We start from the raw sequence: 24,728 nt of genomic DNA, 5'->3' as shown, positions 1-24,728 counted from the left end.
GGTTAAGAATTATTTTTATCAAATAACATCAATGATCACCTCAAGTTTATGATAAATACGTATTTAACTTGAAGTACCCTCAAAATTTAAAATAAATCAAAACTTTCCTAAAGCTTTATAAAGTCTGGCCGATACAGATTATAGGGGAACTGTATTAGTGACCTTGTTTTAACAGAATGGTGGGGTAACCGGCCTGTTGAATCATAGTACTTATGCTGTTTAATTGTAGTGGTCGGGTAACCGCTATGGTCAAAACAGTTCTGTTAAATTTTGGAGGCTACATATGGCTTTATACGTCAATAGCAACGTAAGCTCGTTAAACGCACAGCGTCAATTGATGCAAAGCGGCAACTCACTAGATACGTCGTTTAAACGTTTATCATCAGGTCTGCGCATTAATAGTGCGGCAGACGATTCTGCAGGTTTGCAAATTAGCAACCGGTTAACGGGTCAAATCAATGGTTTGAACCAGGGTATCCGAAATGCTAACGATGGTATTTCTTTAGCACAAACTGCTGAAGGTGCGATGGAAGAAATTACGTCATCTTTCCAGCGTGTACGTACTTTGGCTCAACAAGCGGCGAACGGTTCAAACACCGATACTGACCGTTTGGCGATTCAAGACGAAATACGGAACCTGATGTCTGAAGTTAACCGTATCGCTAAAGATACCACTTTCGGTGGCCAGAATATTCTGGATGGTTCATACAAAGCTACTTTTCAGGTAGGTGCGGATGCGGTTCAAACTATCGGCTTCACGATGAAAAACGTAGGCGGTAGTGCTGCGGGTCGCAGCGTAAGCTCCAACGGCGGCTTCACGTTGTCAGGTATTGCTGGTGTGGCATCAACGGTTGGCGGCAAAACATTAGCAAAACTTGCCTCAGGCGTTTCTGCTGTAGGTACTCCTTCAACTACAACTTTTGCAGCATCATTTAAAGCAACAGGCATTAGTGTGTCTAGCCAGGCAAATGCGCAAAACATACTAGCAGGTATGGATGCATTAATCGGTGTGGTTGATAAAAAACGCGCTGAGTTAGGTGCGGTGCAAAACCGGTTTCAATCGACGATTCGTAACCAATCGAATATTGCTGAAAACCTGTCTGGCGCCCGTAGCCGGATCCAGGACGCAGACTTTGCCGCTGAAACTGCGGCATTGACGCGTAACCAGATCCTGCAACAAGCAAGTACTACTATCCTGGCGCAGGCAAACCAGCGTCCACAGGTAGCATTGTCGCTTTTAGGGTAAGCTATAGTTAGTTGGCCAGTGTTATACTGGCCAACAACCTTACGCCGGAGGTTTTTATGTCTGTTGAAACTTTAATTAACAAAGACCCTCGCTTGGCAGACATTATGCAAGAAAGAAACTTGCTTAATAATAAAATGTTGAGTGAAGATGTTGTCCCGCGGGATGCGATATCAGAGGTTAAATCTGCCACAGCATTAAAAGCTGAAAAAGAAGATGGTAAAGAGGTCGTTAAGCCTGAGCCTGAGCCTGCAAACTCTAAGGTCGTATTTGATAATAATCAAATTCGTAACACCTTGGAGCAAATTAATAAGGTTATTCCAATTACTAATACGAGGTTAGTGTTTGAATTTGACGAACTTGGTGATCCTCCTATCATTAAAGTTATCGATAGAACGAACAATGAACTTATTCGTGAGATTCCATCGCAAGATTTTGTTAGAGTGGCTCAAGCTTTTAGCGAAATGGCCGATAACTTAAATAATGCAGGCGCACTAATTAATTTTAAAGCCTAATAAAGAATACAGGAGCATGCTGATATGGCGGCGATAACTTCAGCTGGTGTAGGTTCAGGGTTAGACTTGGAAAGTATTATCCAGGCAACCGTTAATGCAGAGGACTTACCTAAAGTACAGCGTTTTGAGGCGTCTAAAACCCGCTTGTCAGTTGAGTTATCCGGGCTAGGTGCTGTCAAATCTTCACTGTCTGCATTTCAAGATATTATAAAAAAACTTGCCGACCTTGAAAACTTTACTAAGCGTAGTAATACCATCACACAACCCGCATCCGGAAGTATCATTTCTGTAGCTACTAATGACGCGGCTACGCCCGGAAACTTTAACATCAAAGTAAACCAGCTTGCTCAGGGGAGTCGTGCCACAACTAATGCTGCTTTTTCGTCTCCTACGGATGTTGTCAGTGCTAATGGTGGTAAATTAACTATTGCTGCTGGCTCAAAAAGCTTTGATGTTGATATTGCTGCTGGCGCGACTTTAGAAGAAGTTCGTGCTGCAATTAATGAGTCAGCAACGAACTTTGGGGTATCAGTAAATATTATAAACACCGGTGGCGCAACGCCGGAATCTAAACTGGTGGTGACATCTAGTCTTACTGGCTTAGGTAATGATTTATCTATTACCAGTGACACAGCAGAACTTGACAGTTTATCTACTACTGCGTTTGGTGGTGGGGCTGGCGGCCTTACCATTGCTGCAGCTGACGTATCAAAGGATGCCATTATCGAAGTTGATGGTATTACCATCAATAGCAGTTCTAATATTTTTAAAGATGCGGTTCAAGATCTCACTATCACAGCAACTAAAGTCAGCGAAGGTACTGAAACAGCCCGATTAACGGTTGATTATGATAAAACCGGTGTTGAGAAGTTGCTCGGCGAGTTTATTGATTCCTATAACAATGCTATCGGCACCATCGATTACCATACCAAAGTTGGTGCTGCTTTATATGGTGATTCCGCAATTCGTAGCCTCAGAAGCCAAATGACCAATTCTTTGTCTACCGTCGTTTCAGGTGCAGGGGGCTTTGAGACCCTGTTTGATGTTGGCATCGGTTTGACCAAGGATGGAAAGTTAGAGAAAAGCAGTTTAGTGCGCAGTGTTACTGAAGCGCTAACTTCAGATTACTCCAATGTAGGTAAGTTATTCTCTGGCGATAATGGAGTTGCTAAAAGCTTTGAGACTTTTTTAGAAACCCATCTTGAATCGAAAGGTAGTTTTAAATTTCGTGAAGACAACCTTAATAAGTCTTTGAAGCAAATAGAAAATGATCGTGAATCACATGATTATCGAATGAGTCAGTTAGAGTCAGGGCTTCGGGCTAAATATGCAAGCTTGGATGTATTAATTGCTCAAATGCAAAGCACTGGTAGCTATATCACACAGCAACTGGCCTCGTTGCCAGGTTTTACCAGTAAAAAATAATCCTAAGGAGTGAATAAATGAGTAGCGCAAAACTAAAGTTTTATCAGAAAGAAGCGACTAAAACGCGGATGGCTGATGCTTCTCCTTATCAAGTTATACAGATGCTTATGGCGGGTGTGATGGATAATTTGGCCTTGGCAAAAGGTGCTATGCAACGTAAAGACTACGAGCTCAAAGCTGCCAGTATATCTAAAGCCTCCGCTATTTTTGAATCTTTACGATCTTGTCTAGACCAATCTCTGTCTCCTGAATTAGGTCAGAACCTATACGCACTGTACAGTTATATGATTGAGCGCTTAGTGGATGCAAGTATTGAGAAGGAATCTACAGCGGCTATTGATGAAGTTGCTACGTTATTTCGTCAAATAAAGACAGCCTGGGATGAAATCCCGCTAAGTGCCCAACTTCAGGCCGAAGATCAGCGAAATGTGGCGCAATCTAACGTTGGATAAATTAGAATTAGCAGAACAGCAACTGTCTGCTTTGACACAGGGCATTGTTGCTGAAGACTACGTGTCATCAGTGAGTCAGTTAGAAAGTCTTAACGAACAGATACAGCAGTTATTCTTAGCACCAAACTCAATTGAGCCCATTAACTATGCGCGTTTACGGGCCTTGTCAGTTAACTTTGCCAAATTAATAGATGATCTATCTAAACGAAGATATCAAATTAAAGATAGTATCTCGCAAATAGCTAGCGTAAAGTCTGAGAATAAGGTAACAAGAACTTATCACATAGATAGAAATAGATGATTGACCTCGAAAAAAGTCTTGCCGAAGCTGAACATGCTTACCTCGAATTAGTTGAACAAAAAAAACGCGAAAAAGCGTTTAGTGTTAGTTCTCAGCTTACGTTTAACGCCAATATACAGGCGTTTGAAAAATACTATCCTGATTTAGCTACATCCTTAAAAGCGTATAAGCCCAAACCCAGCTTTAAGTTACTCGTAACGAAAACTGGTATGGGAAACTACGTCCCAGATGGCCAAAGTGTGCCACTTTATGCTGATGATCCTATTGTTCAAGTCACTGAGCAAGTAAGTAAAAATACTAAAAAAGGCTATTACAGTTATACTAGTTATGGCTTTGGTGGGCATACCACTGATAAACGCATTCATATGCAGTTTATGACAAAACTCGATAACTTAATTGCCAGTTTAAATAATGAAAAACCACAGTTTATCGAGCAGCTTCCGTCGCATTTTCCAAGTTCAATTATCTTTGGCGTTGGTCTTGGTTATCACATACCTATTTTGCTAAAAAACCACCACTTTGATTATCTTTTTATCTGTGAGCCCGATATTGAGCTGTTCTACGCTAGCCTATTTTGTACAGACTGGGCGGAAATAATCCATAATGTTGAATCCAATGATGGCGCTTTGTTTATTCAGGTTGGTTTATCGTATAAAGATTTTTTCGATTCATTACATGGTATAGCGGGTGATATAGGTGCCTTTAGTTTGGTGCGTAGTTTTTGTTATCAGCATTACCCATCCAAAGATGTTAACCAATTAATCAAATCGTTCTTTGAACGTTATTTTGAGCTTCAATCAGGTTTCGGATTTTATAACGATAATATAGATGGGCTTGCCCATGCTATACATAATATAAAAAATGGCGTGTCTTTTTTTGTGGCGAATAGCCAGTTAAGAAAAACCTATCAAAAACTGCCTTTGATTATTGTTGGTAACGGACCTTCCTTAGACGCCTCTGTAGAATTACTTAAAAAGCTGCAGCATAGCGCCATCATTCTGGCGGTAGGCAGTGCTTTGGCGTCTTTGTTAAAAGTTGGGGTTACACCAGATTTTCATGTCATTGTAGAACGTACGTTGAGTACCTATGACGTATTGCTAGAGACATTACCGTTAGGTGCCTACAAAAATATTAATTTATTAACTGTAGATGTTATGTATCCAGAGATCCCCGCACTTTACAAATGGGCGGGCATGGGGCTTAAAGGACCTGAATCAGCAACCGTTTTTATTCAGTTACAGACATTAAAAAAATACCATCAAGCTTTACCGTCCTTACCTTCATGCGGCCCGGTAGTATCAAATACGGCTTTATCATATGCAGCAATGATGGGGTTTGAAGAAATCTATTTAGTGGGGGTTGATAATGGTAGTAGAAAAAATGTAACACACTCAAAACATAGCTTTTACTACGATAAAGGTTCAAAATATCAAAGTCCGCTTGTGGCAGGTGCTAAGCACGTTCTACCTGGAAACCTTGGTGAAGATGTGCTTGCAACAGATCTCTTAATGATTTCTAAAAATCACTTAGAAGCGATTATTGCAGCAAACCCTAAAAAATTCTTTTATAACGTTGGCCATGGTGCAAAATTAGAAGGTGCTTACCCTGTTACTGAACAAGAAGTATTGATCGGTAAGCCGATTGAAGACAAGTCGCAAGTGATAGAACAGATTAAAGCAGATTTTTTTGCGAGAGATCTTGTACAGTTTGATGTCGATAGCCTAGAGTTTGATCAATTTGATGTTATCTGTGATGACTTAATTGAAATAGGAAGCAGGCCTTTTACCAGCCGGGAAAGTGCAGCCAACTTGCTTAAAAAACAAGCTCGCTACTTGTTCTCTTACAAAAAAACTAAATATTCCCATCTTTACTATTTGCTCAGAGGTTCCTTGCTGTACGTGCATTGCCCTATGTTAACAATGCTATATTCCTACCAGGACGATGAGTTGACCTTAAAATATTTCGGCATGTTTATGGCGCTGTGGAACGATTATGTCTTAGCAGTTAAAAAAGATTATCGGGTAAACTATTTAACTAAATGTGGTTATAGTCTGGCACAAGCTATTAGTGAATTAGAGACACCGGCTAAGCTATGATCATTGCAGTTATCCCCGCCAGAGGGGGCAGTAAACGCATTCCGCGAAAGAACATTCGGCTTTTTGAAGGTAAACCAATTATTGCGTGGTCTATTGAGGCAGCAGTTGCTTCGGGCTGCTTTGATCGCGTGATTGTTTCTACCGACGATGAAGAGATTGCATCAATTGCCCGCCAATATGGTGCTGAAACTCCATTTATCCGACCACAAATATTAGCGGACGACTTTTCTGGTACTGCTGATGTCATATGCCATGCTATAAAAAGTCTGAACACGATTTCTATTGAAGGCCAATGTCAGCAGCCTAGAAAGGTAATTGCTGCCTGTTGTATATATGCAACAGCACCTTTCGTTTTTTCAGATGATATAAGTTTTGGATTCAAAAAGCTAAATGAAGATCAATGTGACTTCGCGTTAGCTGTAACTGAATTCGAATTTCCGATACAGCGTGCTGTAAAGTTGGACACTCAATCCCATTTAGAAATGCTTAATCCCGGGTCTTTTTCTACCCGTTCGCAAGATCTAGAGAAAACATTTCATGACGCTGGGCAATTTTGTTGGGGTACATCGGATGCCTGGTTGCAGAGTAAACCCATTTTTACCAAACAGACAGCTGCCGTTATTATTCCGCGGTATCGTGTACAGGATATTGATACCGAAGATGACTGGCGACGTGCCGAGTTAATGTTTGGTGCGATTAGATCTCCGAAATCAACTGTCGATGAATAAGATGCGGTACTGGGAGCGATGAAAAGTTCATCTGTAACTCCAAACGTTGTATTTCGCTTAGATTCCAGCGCTGTTATTGGCTACGGTCATTTAATGCGCTGCTTGACGCTTGCGGCTGAACTTAGACGCCGTGGTGCGAATTGCTTTTTTATATGCAGAGACTTACCTGGCAATAACAGTGTTTTAGTAAAAGAAAGTGGTTATAATCTGCTTACTTTACCCGTTGAAAAAAATGCTAAACTAAAAAAGCGCAATGAAAATGTAGTTCATCATGCATGGCTTGGGACAACATGGCAGCAAGATGCAAAACAGTGTCAACCCTATTTTAGTGAAATACAGCCCACATTAATTATTGTTGATCACTATGGCTTAGATGCACGTTGGGAATCATTAGCCAGAGCGTTTTGTCAGCGGTTATGTGTAATAGATGATCTGGCCGACAGACAACATGACTGCGATTTTTTGCTCGATTACAACTTAAGTGTGCATAAACGTGATTACGCAGCCCGGGTTGCTCGCTCTTGTCAGCACTTGCTTGGGGGGAAATATGTATTGTTACGGCAAGAGTTTGCTAAGTGGCAAGCTAAAAGCATCGGCAAACGCGACAATAATCGGTTATCGACTATATTAATTACCTTTGGTGGTGTTGATAGAGATAATAATTCTGAACGAGTACTCCAAGTATTACATCAACTTAACCTACCTGATCTGGAGCATATTGATGTTGTTGTCAGTTCAAAAGCGCCAGATTTAAACTCTCTTAAAACATATGCTAAGCAGATGCCGATGCGTACAGTTGTGCATACAGATGCTCGTAATATGGCTGAGCTTATAACGGCTGCTGATCTGGCGATAGGGTCGGGCGGTGGTAGTACTTATGAGCGACTTTTTTTAAAATTACCTTCACTTTTAATTCCCATAGCCGATAACCAGATTAAGCCATTACAAATAATGAACCAAAAAGGTTTGTTTGAACTGTTTTTTACGTTCGAAGAGCTTATGCAAAAGTTAGAGAGATATCGCACACAAAACCTACCAAAGGTTGCTGCCCCCGTTTTGTTTGGTGCACCTTTTGTTAGTGCATTAATCCTTGCGGATAGTGTTACATTAGCCGATGTAAAGCCTTGGGATGTCAGAAGAAATTTTCATTGGTTACAAAGCGATAAGTTAAGGCAACAGTTTGTGATGGTTTCAAAACCGGTGAGGCGTTCGCATTTTAATTACTGGCGGAGCTTATTGGATGCAACACATCAATACGTGTTTAGTATTTTGTGCAATGAACATCATGTTGGAAGTGTAGGTGTAAAAAATCTGGATGTTTTAAAAAAGGAAGCCGAGATATGGATTTACCTTGGCGACACTGAACAGCAAAGCAAGGGCGTTGGGTCTAAGGCGCTAATGTTGCTCGAGGGGTTTATTAAGTATACCTTGTTACTCGAAAATATTGTGTTGCATGTTGCCCAGGACAACCACATTGCGCAGGCTTTTTATCAAAAACATGATTATTTGCTGAGTGACGATATTTTACCTGACAGTTTCGTTGACAAAAATGTACTGCAAATGAGAAAAAAATTATGAAATGCGCCATCATGCAGCCTACATTTCTGCCTTGGAGTGGCTATTTTAATTTAATGGCTAGCGCAGATGTGTTTGTTTTTCTTGATGATGCTCAGTTTCAAAAAAGCTCTTGGCATAACAGAAATCGCATCGCAATTAATGGAGAGCCTCATTGGTTAACGGTTCCCGTGATGCACCAAAGTTTATCGCAAAGTATTATGAGCACGTTAGTCAGCCCTCAGGCTCTCTGGCGTCAGAAGATGGTGCGGCAGTTAAGCCAGGTTTATGCTAAGCATCCGTTTAGCCGCGAATTAGTCTTATTTAATCAAGTGATTCTCGATCCAATTTATACATCGCTGGCGGAATTAAATATGGCTTTGATACGTTTAATTAGTAACAAACTGAATATTTCTTGCCGTATCTTAAGATCCAGCGAACTTAATATCGACGGTGTTCGAACTCAGCGGCTGCTAGATATTTTAAAAGCGGTGAATGCGACACAGTATTTATCCCCGCAAGGCTCAAAAGAGTATTTAACAGAGGATGGTTTTACTCAACAGAGTGATATTTCGTTGTTATATCAAGATTTTGAGCCAATAAGTTATCCGCAGACCAAAAGTGTACACTTTATTGAAAAACTTTCCATTTTAGATGTAGTTATGAATTTAGGGTGGGATGATGCGAAAAGCTATATTAGATGAGTCTTTCAGGGTGGTTTTAACATGAAAAATAACTGTGACTATTCACTGCAGCCACACGAAAAGTATGGTTTTTTACAGGTAAAGCCAACGCCATCTGTTGAAGAGATAAACCGATTTTATGCCAATGAGTTCTACTCTGGTGATTATAAAAATTTTAATAATTCTTCGTTAGATGTTCAGCTTGCCGATCAAAAGTTTTGGGAAGGAACCTGGAATGACCAGGCTAAGGTTATTCAGGAGCAATTGGCTCGACCTTTCGCTGATCTTGAAATATTGGATGTTGGCTGCGGTTGGGCTCAGGCTTTATTGCATTTTAAACGTCTCGGCGCCAGCTGTTACGGTTTTGATCCGGCCATCGAAGCGGTTGAGTATGGTATTAGCCAAGATTTAAATATTAAACACTGTGGCGTTGAATCAATGGACGTGTTTGGCGGTAAAAAATTCGACGTTGTAATGCTTAATAATGTGTTGGAACATTTGGCTGAACCGGTTTCGGTAATGACAGAAATTCGTCAGTCTGTGTTAAAAGACGGAGGGCTGTTAATTGTTACAGTACCTAATGAATTTAATAAATTTCAAGTTGCCGCACAGCGATTATACGATCTAGAACCTTGGTGGGTTACGCCGCCCGCACACCTAAACTACTTTAGTAAATCATCTTTGCAAGCAATGTTATCTGGCTGTGGTTTTCACTCTGAATTAGCCGTGGCGTCATTTCCTCTCGAGTTATTCTTATTAATGGGAGATAACTATGTCAATGACAGAGATATTGGAAAAGCATGTCATGCAAAAAGAGTTCAGTTTGAATTAAATTTACGCCAACTTGGTGAAGATGACACGATATTGCAATTTTATAGAGCTCTTGCTGATGCAAATTTAGGTAGACAAATAACCTGTTATGCCAAGGCCATTTGATATGAATGATATCGAACACTTTTTTAAACACGGTTATGTGGTAGTGCCTAACGTATTAAGTGCTGAAAAGTGTGCATACTTTAGGCAGCTACTAGAGGGTAACTACGCAGATTATGCCCAGCATTACGCGACGGCATCTTCAGATAAAGGCTCACTATCTGATAAATCTAACGAAAAAGTTGTTTTTAACTTACACAATAAATCACTGGATTGGTTTGCGCTATTTGAACACCCGCAAATTCTGTCTATTGTGTCAGCGGCGTTGCAACAAGGCTCATATCAGCAAGCCGAACCTTATTATTTAAATAACATTTCTGCCCGTTGCCCCTTACTGGGAAACCCTGGACAGCAATTGCATATTGATAGTGGGCTACCGGGAGTAAATTATTGCCTGAAAGCCAATGTGGTTTGGCTTCTAGACGATTTTACTGAACAAAATGGCGCAACACGTATTGTGCCGGGAAGTCATACCTGGACCTCTTTCCCGCCCAATGGTGAACGTCATCCTGATGAAATCATAGTGACCGGTTCTGAGGGGAGTGCATTAGTTTTTAATGCAAATTTATGGCATGGTGGCGGTGCTAACATAACTAATAGTAGTCGTTGGGCACTATTACTTGGTTATGCAAGGTGGTTTATAAAACCGTCATTTGATTTTATGCAAAATACACCACAAGCAATTTTTGACCAGTTAACTGATGAGCAAAAGCGACTATTGGGGTTCACCTTAACACCACCCAAAGACGAATTTACCCGATTAAGGCGTATTTCGTGGGAACCAGAGCAACCCGCACCTTATCAGTTACCATAGCGCTGTAGATAAAGCCAAGTGATTAAAATTGTTAAAGGTAGATTATGAAAAACCCCGCTATCACCATATCTGGTCGCCCTATAGGCATTGATTATGCCCCTTACGTAGTTGCAGAACTTTCTGCCAATCACAATGGCAACCTGGCCCGCGCCAAAGACATCATTGCCATGGCTAAACGGTGCGGCGCATCTGCGGTAAAATTGCAAACTTACTCAGCAGATACAATTACATTAGACTCAAAAAATGAAGAGTTTATGATCCGCGGCGGGTTATGGGATGGGAAAAGCTTGTACGAACTTTACCAGTGGGCACAAATGCCGTGGGAGTGGAATAAGCCGTTATTTGACTACGCCAGACAACTTGAGATACCCATCTTTAGTTCACCCTTTGACACTACCGCTGTAGATTTATTGGAAGATTTGAATGCACCTGCTTATAAGGTTGCCTCTTTTGAAGCTATAGATTTGCCTTTGATTAAATACATAGCTGCAACGAAAAAGCCGATTATTATCTCTACCGGTATGGCAAACTTTGAAGAAATCTCGGAAGCCGTTGATGCTGCAAGAAGTGGCGGATGCAAAGAACTTGCGTTGCTACACTGTGTTAGTAGCTATCCTGCGCCCTCCTCTGAGTATAATTTGAGAACCATAGCAGATATAGCGCAAAAATTTGGTGTAGTTTGTGGCTTGTCTGATCACACTATTGATAATGTTACGGCTGTATCGTCGGTGGCTATTGGTGCTGCAATTATTGAAAAACACGTTACATTGGATCGAAGTTCCGGCGGTCCAGATGACAGTTTTTCATTAGAAGAGGCCGAATTGCAAAGCTTGTGTGATCAAGCAAAAATTGCTTGGGAAGCGCTTGGCAAAATTGACTACTCCCGACAAAATAGCGAAAAAGCAACGGTGAAATATCGCCGATCATTGTATTTTGTCAATGAAAAACAAGCGGGGCAAATCGTTACAGCCAATGATTTAAGAAGTGTCAGGCCTGGCTTTGGTTTGCCACCTAAACACTATGAAGCGTTATTGGGCCGCAAATTGGTTAAAGATGTTTTGGCAAATACACCAACGTGCTGGGAGCAATTTGAAAATTAACGCAACAAGATATCTTGCAGAGTATCAGCAACATATTGCTGCTGCTCTCCAGTAAGTTCTGGGAACATTGGTAAGCTAATTATCCGTTCATAGAAATCTTCTGCATTAGGGAAATCTCCCCAGTTAAATCCCAGTTGTTGGTAACCAGGGAAGCCCAAATGATGGTTTTCAATTATCGGCAATTTTTAATCTAAGTGTTTGCAATTAAAAAAAGCTCGAGTTTTTTCGAAACCTCATCTTGCTGACTATAAGTTAAACTTGGGTACATTGGCAGAGTTAATGCCTGACTATAATACAACTCAGCTATGGGACAATATCCTGCTTTAAAGCCGAATTTTTTGTAAAATGGTTGCAAGTAAATTGGGATGTAGTGCAAATGCGCTGCAATTCCGTTACTTCTCAGAAACTCAATACATTTTTTACGAATACCAATTTCAACGTTGAGTAGGCGAACAACATAAAGATGATAACTACTTCTACACATATCATTAATTGTTAACGGTTTGATGTTTTTTGCAGTTAAAAAAATCTTGTCGTATCTTTTTGCAAGAGCGTTTCTATTTTCAACAAACCTATCAAGTTTACTTAATTGACTTAATCCTAAAGCAGCATGAATATCTGTAAGGCGGTAATTGAAACCTAATATTTGCTGTTGATAATACCAAGGACCATGAGATGGCTCTGTTAGATCATCAGGATCTGACGTAATGCCATGACTACGTAACATCTTCAATCGTTTGGCGACTTCTGGTCGGTTTGTAGTGGCAACTCCACCTTCTCCGGAAGTAATAATTTTAACTGGATGGAAACTGAAAATGGTAATGTCAGAGTAAAGGCATGAACCAATAGCCCTTCCTTCGTAGCTGCCACCAATAGCATGAGAAGCATCTTCGATAATTTTAAAATTAAATTCTGCAGCCAGTTCGGCTATTCTTGCCATATCACAGGATTGACCAGCAAAATGGACGGGTATAATGACTTTAGGCAGCTTATTTTTCTTTTTAGCTTCTAAAAGCTTTTCCTGAAGTGCTTTAGTACAAAGATTTCCAGTGACGAGTTCAACGTCGACAAAATCGATTTCTGCTCCGCAATATAATGCACAGTTTGCTGATGCCACAAACGATATTGGTGAAGTCCAAACCAGATCACCGGGACCAACTTCTAAGGCAAGACAGGAAAGGTGAAGAGCCGCTGTTGCATTGCTCATAGCGACTGAGTAATTAACATTACATCTTTTCGCAATGGCTTCCTCAAATTCAGGAACAACCGGCCCTTGAGTTAACCAGTCGGATTTCAGAACGTTAGCAACAGCAGCTAAATCCTGCTCATCTATCTCTTGCCGGCCATAAGGTATTTTGAAAGGTTTCATTCATGTACTTCCTGATAACGCTAGATGCAACAATCCCTAAATATTATTGAGACCTGAACAGGTAACTTCCGGTTTTTTTCATTATTAATTGCAGCGCATTAGTGATTGGTTTCATGTTATTCATTATTAGCACAACTTACAGCATAAAGTATGCCTGAAAATATTTAATGGTGATTTTATATTAGTCTGACATCGCATGTTATTTGACAATGCAGTTCGTAGTTAACCGTCTAATAGACTAAACTATAGCCAAGTCCTTGGCAAAAGTGGTACTGCTATGAAACTGAATAATGCAACAGGTTTAAACAGTCTAAATCAAGTGCAGCAGCAACAAGAAAGTTTGCTTAAGAAGTCGGCAACGGCACGGCGAATTAACACTGCGGCAGATGACGCAGCCGGTTTGCAAATTGCTAATCGGTTAACCAGCACGGTGAACGAAGCGTCCCAGGGACAACGTAATTTATATAACGGTATTGGTCTGGCACAAGTTTATGAGCAAAGCCTGCAAAACATTAATAATGATTTATCTGAAGTAGGCACATTGGCAGTAGCAGCAGGAAACGGTATTTACACCGACGCTGATCGCCAGGCATTGCAGCAGCAGGCGCAAGGTCTCCTCGATAATGTGCAAAACACCCTGCAAACTGCCAGTTTTGGTGGCGTGGCGTTGTTCAATGATAATAATATTGCCTTTAATAGCGGTCAGAGCAATCTTAATTTAAAGGTTGAGGACCTTGGTGCGGCGCTGGCGGCGCAAGATGTGTTTACTATTGATTTAAGCACTCAGGCTGGGGCTGCTGCAGCTAATACCAGCCTGACTGAGGCCACAGCGTTTGTTAATAGCTTGCAGGCAGAGGCGGGTGCCAGTATTAATAGTTTCGCTGCTCAGGCCCGCAACCTGAATAACCAGCAGATTAACCAGGCACAGGCCAGAAGCCGGATTGAAGATCTGGATTATGCGAAAGCCATCAGCGAAAAAACCGCAGCGGATATGCTTAGCCAAAGCTCGACCAGCGTGACGATGCAGGCCCGCATGCAACAGCAGCAGGCGCTAACGTTGCTTGGCTGATAACGGCATCGTTGAGCTTGGTCTTTCCTTTTGACATTTCTTTTAATAAAAGCCAAACGCTATTTTTTTGACAACCGTCAATAAAATAGCGTTTGTGGTTGCAAGCTCAGGTCAGCGCAGTACAATGAAGTTAAAGCAATAACAATAATGCGGCATAATGGCAGCTAATCCACCTCTTTATATTGTTGATTCACAACTGCGTCGCGCCGAACGCCTGGCGACAGTGCTAAGTTTTATTAATGAATCTTATCAGGTATTTAATCATCAGGAGCTGCTGCAACAATTTAATGCCGCGTCTCCCGCTGTGGTATTACTTGGTGCTCTGGGTGACGCTGAGCATGCGGATTTGCTGTTACGGTTTCCCAGTTGTGCGTTTTTACTGATAGGCGAGCCCTTAACAGCGTTGCTGCAGTATCCCAACGCCGTCGGCCTGCTTACTGAGCCGTTTTCATACAATACCCTTACCCAGTTACTGCGCGATTGCCAGCAATATCATCGTTTGTTACCCGGTCAGCGTCAAACCGAAACCACGCTTAAATTTGATGGCATGGTGGGCCAGACCGAGCCGATGCAAAAAGTCCGCTTTTTAATTCAACAAGTGGCTAAAACCGATGCCAACGTGCTGGTGCTGGGCCAGTCAGGTACCGGCAAGGAAGTGGTTGCCCGCAATATTCACTTACTATCAAACCGCGCTGCCGGGCCTTTTGTACCCATTAACTGCGGGGCCATTCCGGCAGAGTTGTTAGAAAGCGAGTTATTTGGCCATGAAAAAGGCGCCTTTACCGGTGCCATTTCTACCCGCAAAGGCCGGTTTGAACTTGCTCAGGGCGGTACCTTATTTCTGGATGAAATTGGCGATATGCCACAACCGATGCAGGTAAAGCTGCTTCGGGTACTACAGGAGCGTATTTTTGAGCGGGTAGGGGGCAGCCAGACTATTAAAGCGGATGTCCGGATTATTGCTGCTACCCACCGTGATTTAGAAAATATGATCACCGAAGGCCATTTCAGAGAAGATTTATTTTACCGCCTTAATGTATTTCCAATTGAAACGCCGGCGCTTAGTGAGCGCAGTGAGGATTTACCCATACTGATCCAGGAACTGCTAAACCGGCAGGCTGCCGGGCATAAGGGGCGGATCCGCTTTACTGAGCGGGCGCTGCAGAGCTTAAAATTGCACAGCTGGCCTGGAAATGTGCGCGAGCTGGCTAATTTACTGGAACGCATGTTAATCATGTATCCGGATCAGGTTGTCGATATTGCTGAATTACCCCAGAAATACTGTTATCTGGATGTGGAAAGTTACCAACCCGAGTATCCGGAAGCTTTGCTGGAACGGGATATGCTTAATGATTTGTTTGCCGCCACTGCTGACGAGAGCGATGAGATCAGCAGTGATGACGCTGCCAGCACACCGCAAAGTAACAATATCAATAACAACAGCAATGGCGGCAGTGCCCTGAGCTTGCCGCAGCTTAGTGATATGGCGGCAGACGGTTTCGATTTAAAAGAATATCTGGCCGAGCTGGAAGTGCAGCTGATCTCCAATGCCTTGCAGCACCATGATTATGTGGTGGCGCGGGCTGCTGAAGTACTGGGATTGCGTCGCACCACTCTGGTTGAAAAAATGCGGAAATATAACCTTGGCCGTGACGAATAGTCGCTTTTTGTCAAGCATTTGACGGCGATCTTTTAGTATTTAATAGTTAAATCATAGGCTTAAGTTTGGCATAATCTCTGCATCGACTTTATTATTTGAATAAGGTCAGTTGTATTATGCCAGATGCCAGCCTCGTTACTTCAACCTGCTCTTTGCAACCTGATAGCCGTCATCTGCTGCGCTCACCTTTGCGTGGTCCGCAAGAGATAAGCCATCTTGTCAGCCAGGCATTGGCAGATTCTGGTGCCGCGGATAACCGGCTGCAGCATATTCTGAATGTGTTGCCATCCGGGGTAATATTGCTTAGCGCCAGAGGCATAGTGTCTGAAGCTAATCCGGTCGCAACCACCATGCTCGGGCAACCTTTACTTGGTCAGAAGTGGCTGGAGGTAATAAATCGTTGTTTCGCGCCCCGCCGCGATGATGGCCTGGAAGTGTCATTAAAGGATGGCCGGCGGATTAAGCTGGAAATCAGCCCATTGAGCCCTGAACCTGGCCAGCTTATTGTGTTGACTGATCTGACCCAGACCCGCCAGCTACAAAGCCGTTTGGCTCATTTACAACGGCTGTCTACCCTGGGGAAAATGATGGCAACCCTGGCGCATCAAATTCGCACTCCATTATCTTCTGCCATGCTGTATGCCGAAAATCTGGGGAGCAGTAAGCTTAACCCGGCAGCAGCGCAGCAATTTCAGCAAAAGCTGTTAGCCCGGCTGCATGATTTAGAGCAGCAGGTCAATGATATGCTGCTATTTGCCCGCTCCGGCACGGCTCAGGCTGTGCAACCCTTTACCCTGCAGCGCTTATTAAGTGAAGTTAATACGGCCTCTGAAGTCATGCTGCAGCAGCATAATGCGCAGCTAACCATTAGCACCCGTGCGCAGGATACCTATCTGCTTGGCAACCTGAGCAGTCTGACGGGGGCATTTAACAATCTTATCCAGAATAGCGTGCAGGCCATCAACGAGGGGGCGCATATTCACATCTCGGCGAAAACACAAGGCAACGGCTTGCAATTTATCATTAATGACAATGGCCCAGGCATTGCCGCTGATCTACAACCCCATATTTTCGAGCCCTTTTTCAGCCGGCGCCAACATGGCAGTGGTTTAGGCCTGGCAGTTGTGCAGGCAGTAGTGAACAGTCATCAGGGCGATGTACGCTACGAGCAACGACCCGATTGCGGTGCGTGTTTTATCATTGAATTGCCCATTCATTTTTCTGACACAACATCACAACAGGTTCCACCCCATAGCAGAGGTAATCAATGACTACAGCGACGCCAATACTGATTGTCGAGGATGATGCGGGCTTGCGTGAGGCCCTGTGCGACACGCTGAGCCTGGCCAGTTATCAGGTATTTAGTGCAGATAGTGCGGAAAGTGCCTTATTGCTGCTGAAAAAACAGCAGGTGCAATTGGTGATCAGTGACGTACAAATGGGCCAGGTGTCAGGATTAACCTTGTTAAAAACCTTACGCCAGCATTATCCGCAGCTGCCGGTACTGATGATGACAGCCTATGCCAACGTGCAGGATGCAGTAGAAGCCATCCGGCTGGGGGCGGTTGATTATCTGGCTAAACCCTTTGCGCCGCAGGTACTTTTAAGCACGGTAAGTCGTTACGTGTTGGCAGAGCAGGCTGACTATGCCGCACCGGTGGTGGCCGCACCTGCCAGTATTGCTTTACTGGAGCTAACCGCCAGGGTGGCACGGTCTGAAGCCAGTGTGATGATTGCCGGACCCAGTGGTTCAGGCAAGGAAGTACTGGCCAGGTATATTCATCAGCAATCGCCGCGTGCCAAAGGGCCCTTTGTTGCAATTAACTGTGCTGCTATTCCGGAAAACATGCTGGAATCGACCTTATTTGGTTATGAAAAAGGCGCCTTTACCGGCGCTATTGCCGGTTGCCCCGGCAAGTTTGAACAAGCCCAGCATGGTACCTTATTGCTGGATGAAATAACGGAAATGGATTTAAACCTGCAAGCCAAGTTACTAAGGGTATTACAAGAGCGGGAAGTAGAGCGGCTTGGCAGCCGTAAAACGATTAAACTTGATGTACGGGTGCTGGCCACCAGTAACCGCGACTTACAGCAAGCCGTGGCAGATGGCAGCTTCCGTCAGGATCTTTTTTTCAGGTTAAATGTGTTTCCGTTAACCTGGCCGGCTCTGGCAGCGCGGCGTGAGGATATTGCGCCGCTGGCTAAGCACCTGATCAGCAAATACTGCCAGCAACAGGGACGTGCCGTATTGGGACTAAGTGCCGCTGCCACGGAGTTACTTATCCAGCACAACTGGCCCGGCAATGTGCGTGAGCTGGACAATGTTATTCAACGGGCACTTATTTTGTGTCAGGGTGAACAAATAACGGCCGCAGATATTTTATTGTCCGGCGACAGTAACGCTACAACCGCGCTCCCTGCCATGGCGACAAGCACGCCTGAGCCCACCGTGGAAACAGAAGTAGCAGCTGGCGCTGATGAAACAACAGTACCCGATGATTTTAAAACGGAATTGCACGAGCAGGAGCACAGAATCATTCTGGCAACCCTCAAAGCCTGTGCTTATAAGCGCAAAGCGGTAGCCGAGAAACTTGGGATCAGCGATCGGACCTTGCGTTATAAACTGGCCCGAATGCGGGAGTCGGGTATTGAATTGCCGGCCTAAAAAACAATCTCAGATTACTTAAAGCCGCCTTGTCGGCTTTTTTCTTATTAAAATCATTGATTTAAATATGGCATAACTCCTGCTTAGTTAAGCTTGCAGCCAGCCGCTGGCAATTTATTGACACGGTGCTCGCAGCCAGGCTTCAGATAGCCAGCTTTCGAAAATAAAGCTTTATTTAACAGGGTACAGTTATGGATATTAAAGGTCAGGCGTTATACGCCCAAATGCAATCAATGGCCAGTCAGGCCCGCAGTCTGTCGGCCGAGATGAAGCCTGTTAATCAACTGGCCGAAGTGAACCCCAGCCAGTCTGAATTCAGTACCCTGTTTAAAGATGCTTTAAAAACCGTTAATACCACTCAGGTAGAGGCAGGTGAGTTAAGAACCCGGGTTGAAATGGGCGATCCGAATGTATCGCTGGTGCAGGCAATGATCGCCGCACAAAAATCGTCACTGGCGTTTGAAGCAACGGTTCAGGTACGCAACAAAATGGTTGAAGCGTACAAAGACATTATGTCAATGCCGGTTTAAGGGGTAGCACGTGGCAGATAATCAATCAACAGAGCTGGCAATCAGCCCTAACGACTACAACAGCTCCAATAACTCTGAATCACAAGAGCAGAAGTCCGGCTTTCTGGGGGCCATTGGCGGTGTCGATATTATGCGCCAGGTTACCCTGATGATTGCCCTGGTGATCTGTCTGGTCATTGCGGTGTTAATATTTTTTTGGGCCCGTCAGGCCGAAATGCGTCCGCTGGGTACCTATGCTACCCAGGAATTAATCCAAACCCTTGATCATTTAGATGCCCAGCAAGTTGAATACGAGCTGGAAGGCAACATTATTTATGTACCGGAAGATCGTTATCAGGCCGTAAAGCTTGGTTTATCGCGGGCCGGTTTAACTCAGGAGCCTTCTGCCGGTACCGAATTTTTATTACAGGACAGTGGTTTCGGGGTCAGTCAGCGCCTGGAGATGGAGCGGCTGAAACATAGCCGCGAACAGCAACTGGCGCGCACCATTGAAGAGCTGCAAAGCGTGGCAAGAGCCCGGGTATTGTTGGCCATCCCTAAAGAAAACGTGTTTGCCCGTCAGGCTGCATCGCCTTCTGCCACCGTGCTGGTAACCGCCCGTGGTGGTACCGTTATTCGTGACAGTGAAGTTGACGCCATTGTTGATTTGGTTGCCTCTGCGGTGCAGGGCATGGAACCAAGTAAAGTGACGGTAAGTGATCAAAGCGGCCGCTTACTCAATAGTGGCTCTCAGGATGGGAGCGCCGCGCGTTCGCGCCGTGAGCATGAATTACAACGCGCCCGGGAAGATGAGTATCGGCAGAAGGTCGACTCAATTTTGTTGCCCGTACTGGGCTATGGTAACTACACCGCCCAGGTGGATCTGATGCTGGATTTTACCGCCGTAGAACAAACTCAGAAACGTTTTAATCCTGATTTACCCGCTATTCGCAGCGAAATGACCATTGAAGAAAGCAGTGTTGGCGGCGGTAACGGCGGAATTCCGGGAGCCTTATCAAATCAGCCTCCCTTAAATTCCTCTATTCCGGAGGAGGCAACAGGTGACAATGCCAGAGCGGTTATCCCGGGACGCAACCATAAAGAAGCTACCCGAAATTATGAGTTAGACACAACGATCAGTCATACCTCACAGCAAAGCGGGGTTATTCGTCGCCTGTCCGTATCGGTGGCAGTAGATTATGAACCGGGCGAACCCAATGCGGAGGGCGTGAGCCAACCGCAGCCGCGCTCTCAGGAGTCGCTGGCTAATATTCGCCGTTTATTGCAAGGCGGTGTCGGTTTTGATGTGCAGCGGGGCGATACAATAGAAGTTATTTCTGTTCCCTTTGTGCGCGAAGCATTGTTAGAAGAGCCGAAACTGGCTATTTATCAGGAAGAATGGTTTTTACGGATCCTGCGTCTGATGATTGGCGGTATTATCATTATTGCCTTGATGTTAGGTATCGTCCGGCCCATGCTGAAGAAACTGATTTACCCTGAGCAAACCGAAGATGCTTATGATGATAAAGCGATGAGCAGTGGTTTAGATCTGGGTGATGATACCATCGATATGCTAAATTCAACGTTCGATGAAAATGCCGTGGGCTTTGCGCCGGATGGTACCTTAATGCTGCCAGATTTACATGGCGATGAAGATTTACTGCGGGCGGTTCGGGCGCTGGTTGCCAATGAACCTGAGTTATCCTCTCTGGTAGTGAAAAACTGGTTGGCTGAAGATGAATAATATTGAAGAAAAACCGAGCTTTGATGTTGGTAAGCTTGATGGCGTTGAAAAAGCAGCCATTCTGCTACTTAGCTTGTCAGAAGAAGATGCGGCTCAGATTTTAAAACACCTGGAGCCAAAGCAAGTGCAAAAGGTGGGTCTGGCGATGGCCCAGATGACCGATTTAAATCAGGCTAAGATCTCGGCCGTGCATCGGCTGTTTATTGACCAGATCCAGAATTTCAGCACTATCGGCTTCCAGAGTGAAGAGTTTATTAAACGAGCTCTGACGGCGGCGCTGGGCGAAGAGAAGGCTGCTAACCTGATTGATCAAATTGTATTAGGTGGCGGTGCCAAGGGTCTGGATTCCCTGAAATGGATGGACTCCAAGCAGGTTGCTAATATTATTCGCAACGAGCACCCGCAAATCCAGACTATCGTGCTTTCTTATCTGGAGCCTGAACAATCGGCAGAAATTTTATCGCAGTTCTCAGAAAAAGTGCGGCTGGATTTAACCATGCGCATCGCTAATCTGGAAGAGGTGCAACCTGCAGCATTACAGGAATTAAACGAAATTATGGAAAAACAATTTGCCGGTCAGGCAGGCACTCAGTCAGCGAAAATGGGCGGCTTAAAAGCCGCAGCAGATATCCTCAACTACCTGGATACCAATATGGAAGGCCAGCTGATGGATTCTATCCGCGAACACGACGAAGAGATGGCGCAGCAAATTCAGGATCTGATGTTTGTGTTTGAAAATCTGGTGGATGTTGATGATCGTGGTATTCAGGTGCTGCTGCGGGAGATCCAGCAAGACGTGTTGATGAAAGCATTAAAAGGCACCGACGAGAATCTGAAAGAGAAAATTCTGAAAAACATGTCAAAACGTGCGGCTGAATTATTGCAGGACGATTTAGAAGCGATGGGACCGGTGCGGGTGAGTGAAGTGGAAACCGCTCAGAAAGAAATACTGTCAACAGCGCGTCGGTTATCCGATGCTGGTGAAATTATGCTCGGCGGTGGTGGCGGTGATGACTTCCTGTAATAACCGTTACAGCAGTAACAGTCTCAAGGTGCTAAGCAACGATAAGCCGTGTTCGGTAACAGGTAGCGAAAATAGCGATGATTAAAAACGCGCATAGCCTTAACCGGCCTTATTCACCGGATCCTGACCAATCAGAGCAGATCAAACACTGGCATACGCCAGATTTAACTGCCGACGCACGTAGTCAGGATACCCGGACTAATGCTCTTAATATGCAGCGGCCTGAAACCAGAATTACCGCAGATGATGAGGCAGAAGAAGCACTAGAGATCAAGCCGCTGACCGCAGATGATATAGAGCAAATGCGCCAGGCTGCCCACGATGAGGGAATACTCCAGGGCAAAGAAGAAGGGTTTGCCAGAGGTTACAGCGAAGGTCGTGAGCAAGGCCATTCAGACGGGCTTAAGCAGGGGCTGGCCGAGGGTAAAAAACAAGGGCTGGCCGACGGTACGACTGAAATCGATACCTTACGGGCCGAATTAAGCGTGTTGCTGGATCAGTTGCAGCAACCGCTGGCAAAAATCGATAACCGGGTAGAGCAAGAGCTGGTGCAACTGGCCCTGGCGATGGCAAAGTCGGTTATCAATGTTGAAGTTACCACTAATTCCAACGTTATTTTACAAGCCTTACAAGAAGCCATCAGTGCGTTACCACTGCAAACTAACATGATGGTTATTAAACTTAATCCGGCCGATGTCGCCAGAGTAAAGCAACATTATGGTGAGACTGAAATAGCAGAGCGCGGCTGGCAGTTACGCTCAGAGCCGCTGGTGGCTCAGGGGGGGTGTCTGGTTGAAAGCAACAGCTCCAGCGTTGACCGCAGTATAAACCAGCGGATCCACAGTAGCCTGGAGCATTTTTTGCAGCTGGCAGAGGCAGCTGAGCATACTGCCGACGCTCGTGCAGATGATGCTCAGAGCGAAACGACAGAAGCTGATGCGGAAAAGCCTAACGCTACCGAAGACGGCAACCCTGCTCAGTCCGGACAAGCGTCAACGCCATCACAGGACCCCAAGCCGCATGACTGACAATATCAGCCTGCTACAACGGCTGCAGCAACAGCAGCAGTATATTCATCCGTCATTGCCGGCGGTGTCAGGCCATCTGGTGCGGGTGGTGGGTTTAACCCTGGAGGCTACTGGCTGCAGAGCGGCAATTGGTCAGCCCTGTCTGGTCGAAAGTGCCCGCGGCGCTATTTTAGCGGAGGTCGTCGGCTTTGCTAATGACCGGTTATTTCTGATGCCACAAGATGATATTGCCGGGGTGGTACCCGGTGCCAGGGTTACGCCGGTAATTCAATATAAAGGCGTACCGTTAACCTTGAATTTGCTGGGCCGGGTAATTGATGGTGTTGGTAAACCGCTGGATGGCAAAGGGCCGATCAAGGCTACTGAATTTAGCAAAGGCAAAGGTAAACCGATTAATCCGTTGCTACGCCGGCCAGTAAAACAACCACTGGATGTCGGGGTGCGGGCGATTAACAGTATTATTACCGTAGGTAAAGGCCAGCGCATGGGCTTATTCGCTGGCAGCGGCGTGGGTAAAAGCGTGTTGCTGGGCATGATGACCCGCGGTACGGCTGCAGATGTCATTGTAGTTGGCCTGGTGGGGGAACGTGGCCGTGAGGTAAAAGAGTTTATTGATGAAATTCTGGGTGATGAAGGTAAAGCACGATCTGTGGTGATCGCCGCCCCGGCTGACGTATCGCCGTTAATGCGGCTAAAAGGCTGCGAAACTGCGGTGCAGGTAGCGGAGTATTTTCGTGATCAGGGCATGGATGTGTTGCTACTGATTGATTCCATCACCCGTTATGCTCAGGCGCAGCGCGAAATTGCCCTGGCAGTAGGCGAGCCCCCAGCGACGAAGGGCTATCCACCGTCGGTATTTGCCAAATTACCGGCACTGGTCGAGCGGGCGGGTAATGGCACCGGCCATCAGGGCTCAATAACGGCCTTTTATACTGTGTTATCAGAAGGCGACGATTTACAGGATCCAATTGCGGACGCCTCCAGAGCCATACTCGACGGCCATATTGTGTTGTCCCGTACCCTGGCCGATAGCGGCCATTTTCCGGCGATAGACATTGAAAAATCGATCAGCCGGGTGATGCCTGCTGTCACCAGCAATGAGCATCAGCAACTTGCCCGTGCCGTTAAGCAGCTATATGCCAGCTACCAGCAAAGCAAAGATTTAATCGCAATTGGTGCTTATGTGCGGGGCAGTGATCCGATGTTGGATCAGGCAATTGGCCTGATGCCAAAGATTAATGCTTTTTTACAACAGGGCATGAAAACGATTATCCCCTATGATGAAAGTTTAACGGCGCTAAGTCAGGTATTACCTGCCCAGCGAATGGCCGGCTGATGGCAGCCCATCGTTTTAGTTTAATCATTAAAGTGCAACGCGAGCGTGAAGATAATCTGCAGGCGCAGTTTATTAAGGCACAGCAGTATTTTCAGCAGGCTGAACAAAAATATCAGGGCCTGGCTAATTACCGTACCGAATATATCCAACAAAGCCAGCGCCAGGGCAGTCAGGGCTTGCAAAGCCGCCAGTACAGCCAATATGTCAATTTTATTGGTAAACTGGATCAGGCGCTGGTACAGCAAGCCCGGGTAGTACATCAGGCGAGGGCCGCGGCAGAACAACGCAAACAAAGTTGGTTAAAAATGCAAACAAAGCGCAAGGCGCTGGAGCTGTTAGTTGAACGGGCAGACAGTGCCGCGTTGCAGGTGCTTGAACGTCAGCAACAAAGCCTGAGTGATGAATACGCAGGTCAACAATTTTACCGCCGCCAGCTGGCACAGGAGTCGTCATAACCGTAGTTCTTAAACTTGGCGCGAT

General features: G+C 45.0%; 23 protein-coding genes. 21 read left to right on the top strand and 2 right to left on the bottom strand.

The window, feature by feature from the left end; translation table 11 throughout:
• The first annotated feature begins 283 nt into the window (after positions 1 to 283).
• The 11 genes from B2Q61_RS15920 to pseI all read left to right on the top strand — a co-directional run bounded on the left by B2Q61_RS15920 (position 284) and on the right by pseI (position 11,844).
• A complete protein-coding gene (locus B2Q61_RS15920; RefSeq protein ID WP_290617575.1) occupies positions 284 to 1,246 on the top strand; it encodes a flagellin in 963 nt (320 codons plus the stop codon).
• A 56-nt stretch (positions 1,247 to 1,302) separates the two neighbouring features.
• Entirely contained in the window at positions 1,303 to 1,758 is a 456-nt protein-coding gene (locus B2Q61_RS15915; RefSeq protein ID WP_290617573.1) for a flagellar protein FlaG, read from the top strand.
• 24 nt (positions 1,759 to 1,782) lie between these two features.
• Complete coding sequence (gene fliD / locus B2Q61_RS15910) at positions 1,783 to 3,183, top strand: flagellar filament capping protein FliD (RefSeq protein WP_290617571.1); 1,401 nt, start codon at positions 1,783 to 1,785, stop codon at positions 3,181 to 3,183.
• Positions 3,184 to 3,200: 17 nt separating this feature from the next.
• Entirely contained in the window at positions 3,201 to 3,635 is a 435-nt protein-coding gene (fliS, locus tag B2Q61_RS15905; RefSeq protein WP_290617550.1) for a flagellar export chaperone FliS, read from the top strand.
• A gap of 297 nt (positions 3,636 to 3,932) precedes the next feature.
• The gene (locus B2Q61_RS15900; protein ID WP_290617548.1) at positions 3,933 to 6,032 is read left to right on the top strand and encodes a 6-hydroxymethylpterin diphosphokinase MptE-like protein; all 2,100 of its coding nucleotides are present in this window, start codon (positions 3,933 to 3,935) and stop codon (positions 6,030 to 6,032) included.
• Positions 6,029 to 6,760, top strand: a complete 732-nt coding sequence (gene pseF / locus B2Q61_RS15895) for a pseudaminic acid cytidylyltransferase (RefSeq protein ID WP_290617546.1) — start codon at positions 6,029 to 6,031, stop codon at positions 6,758 to 6,760. Before B2Q61_RS15900 ends, pseF begins: the two co-directional genes overlap by 4 nt.
• A gap of 18 nt (positions 6,761 to 6,778) precedes the next feature.
• Positions 6,779 to 8,338: a UDP-2,4-diacetamido-2,4,6-trideoxy-beta-L-altropyranose hydrolase gene (pseG, locus tag B2Q61_RS15890; RefSeq protein WP_290617544.1), complete on the top strand. Its 1,560-nt coding sequence runs from the start codon at positions 6,779 to 6,781 to the stop codon at positions 8,336 to 8,338.
• Complete coding sequence (locus B2Q61_RS15885) at positions 8,335 to 9,018, top strand: WbqC family protein (RefSeq protein WP_290617542.1); 684 nt, start codon at positions 8,335 to 8,337, stop codon at positions 9,016 to 9,018. Before pseG ends, B2Q61_RS15885 begins: the two co-directional genes overlap by 4 nt.
• Before the next feature lie 21 nt (positions 9,019 to 9,039).
• The gene (locus B2Q61_RS15880; protein WP_290617541.1) at positions 9,040 to 9,933 is read left to right on the top strand and encodes a class I SAM-dependent methyltransferase; all 894 of its coding nucleotides are present in this window, start codon (positions 9,040 to 9,042) and stop codon (positions 9,931 to 9,933) included.
• Between the two features lies 1 nt (position 9,934).
• Positions 9,935 to 10,744, top strand: coding sequence for a phytanoyl-CoA dioxygenase family protein (locus B2Q61_RS15875; protein ID WP_290617540.1), 810 nt, complete (start codon positions 9,935 to 9,937; stop codon positions 10,742 to 10,744).
• 44 nt (positions 10,745 to 10,788) lie between these two features.
• Positions 10,789 to 11,844: a pseudaminic acid synthase gene (gene pseI / locus B2Q61_RS15870; protein ID WP_290617538.1), complete on the top strand. Its 1,056-nt coding sequence runs from the start codon at positions 10,789 to 10,791 to the stop codon at positions 11,842 to 11,844.
• On the opposite strand, the gene B2Q61_RS15865 is transcribed toward pseI, so the two are convergent.
• Positions 11,841 to 12,026, bottom strand: a complete 186-nt coding sequence (locus B2Q61_RS15865; RefSeq protein ID WP_290617536.1) for a DegT/DnrJ/EryC1/StrS family aminotransferase — start codon at positions 12,024 to 12,026, stop codon at positions 11,841 to 11,843. The genes pseI and B2Q61_RS15865 overlap by 4 nt on opposite strands.
• Before the next feature lie 8 nt (positions 12,027 to 12,034).
• On the bottom strand, positions 12,035 to 13,213 hold the full coding sequence (gene pseC, locus B2Q61_RS15860) for a UDP-4-amino-4,6-dideoxy-N-acetyl-beta-L-altrosamine transaminase (RefSeq protein WP_290617534.1): 1,179 nt from the start codon (positions 13,211 to 13,213) through the stop codon (positions 12,035 to 12,037).
• 277 nt (positions 13,214 to 13,490) lie between these two features.
• Between pseC and B2Q61_RS15855 the strand changes: the two genes are divergently transcribed.
• The 10 genes from B2Q61_RS15855 (at position 13,491) to fliJ (ending at position 24,703) form a co-directional block, all read left to right on the top strand.
• Entirely contained in the window at positions 13,491 to 14,282 is a 792-nt protein-coding gene (locus B2Q61_RS15855) for a flagellin (RefSeq protein ID WP_290617532.1), read from the top strand.
• A gap of 157 nt (positions 14,283 to 14,439) precedes the next feature.
• Positions 14,440 to 15,942 (top strand): sigma-54 dependent transcriptional regulator, encoded by a 1,503-nt coding sequence (locus B2Q61_RS15850; protein ID WP_290617530.1) that lies wholly within the window; start codon positions 14,440 to 14,442, stop codon positions 15,940 to 15,942.
• A 116-nt stretch (positions 15,943 to 16,058) separates the two neighbouring features.
• Entirely contained in the window at positions 16,059 to 17,213 is a 1,155-nt protein-coding gene (locus B2Q61_RS15845; RefSeq protein ID WP_290617529.1) for a sensor histidine kinase, read from the top strand.
• On the top strand, positions 17,210 to 18,607 hold the full coding sequence (locus B2Q61_RS15840; protein WP_290617528.1) for a sigma-54-dependent transcriptional regulator: 1,398 nt from the start codon (positions 17,210 to 17,212) through the stop codon (positions 18,605 to 18,607). Before B2Q61_RS15845 ends, B2Q61_RS15840 begins: the two co-directional genes overlap by 4 nt.
• Before the next feature lie 191 nt (positions 18,608 to 18,798).
• Positions 18,799 to 19,137, top strand: a complete 339-nt coding sequence (gene fliE, locus B2Q61_RS15835) for a flagellar hook-basal body complex protein FliE (RefSeq protein ID WP_290617526.1) — start codon at positions 18,799 to 18,801, stop codon at positions 19,135 to 19,137.
• A gap of 10 nt (positions 19,138 to 19,147) precedes the next feature.
• Positions 19,148 to 20,860, top strand: a complete 1,713-nt coding sequence (gene fliF / locus B2Q61_RS15830) for a flagellar basal-body MS-ring/collar protein FliF (protein ID WP_290617524.1) — start codon at positions 19,148 to 19,150, stop codon at positions 20,858 to 20,860.
• Positions 20,853 to 21,884: a flagellar motor switch protein FliG gene (gene fliG, locus B2Q61_RS15825; RefSeq protein WP_290617522.1), complete on the top strand. Its 1,032-nt coding sequence runs from the start codon at positions 20,853 to 20,855 to the stop codon at positions 21,882 to 21,884. Before fliF ends, fliG begins: the two co-directional genes overlap by 8 nt.
• 77 nt (positions 21,885 to 21,961) lie before the next feature.
• On the top strand, positions 21,962 to 22,912 hold the full coding sequence (gene fliH, locus B2Q61_RS15820; protein ID WP_290617520.1) for a flagellar assembly protein FliH: 951 nt from the start codon (positions 21,962 to 21,964) through the stop codon (positions 22,910 to 22,912).
• Entirely contained in the window at positions 22,905 to 24,248 is a 1,344-nt protein-coding gene (gene fliI / locus B2Q61_RS15815; protein WP_290617518.1) for a flagellar protein export ATPase FliI, read from the top strand. The genes fliH and fliI overlap by 8 nt, the downstream gene beginning before the upstream one ends.
• Positions 24,248 to 24,703 carry a flagellar export protein FliJ gene (fliJ, locus tag B2Q61_RS15810; RefSeq protein ID WP_290617516.1) on the top strand — a complete coding sequence of 152 codons (456 nt, stop codon included), beginning with the start codon at positions 24,248 to 24,250 and terminating at the stop codon, positions 24,701 to 24,703. The genes fliI and fliJ overlap by 1 nt, the downstream gene beginning before the upstream one ends.
• Positions 24,704 to 24,728: the final 25 nt, after the last annotated feature.

It is taken from the genome of Arsukibacterium sp. UBA5043, from assembly GCA_002415085.1.
GTDB lineage: Bacteria > Pseudomonadota > Gammaproteobacteria > Enterobacterales > Alteromonadaceae > Alishewanella.
Note: the sequence above shows the minus strand (reverse complement) of the source record. Positions and strands in the feature narration are given on the sequence as shown.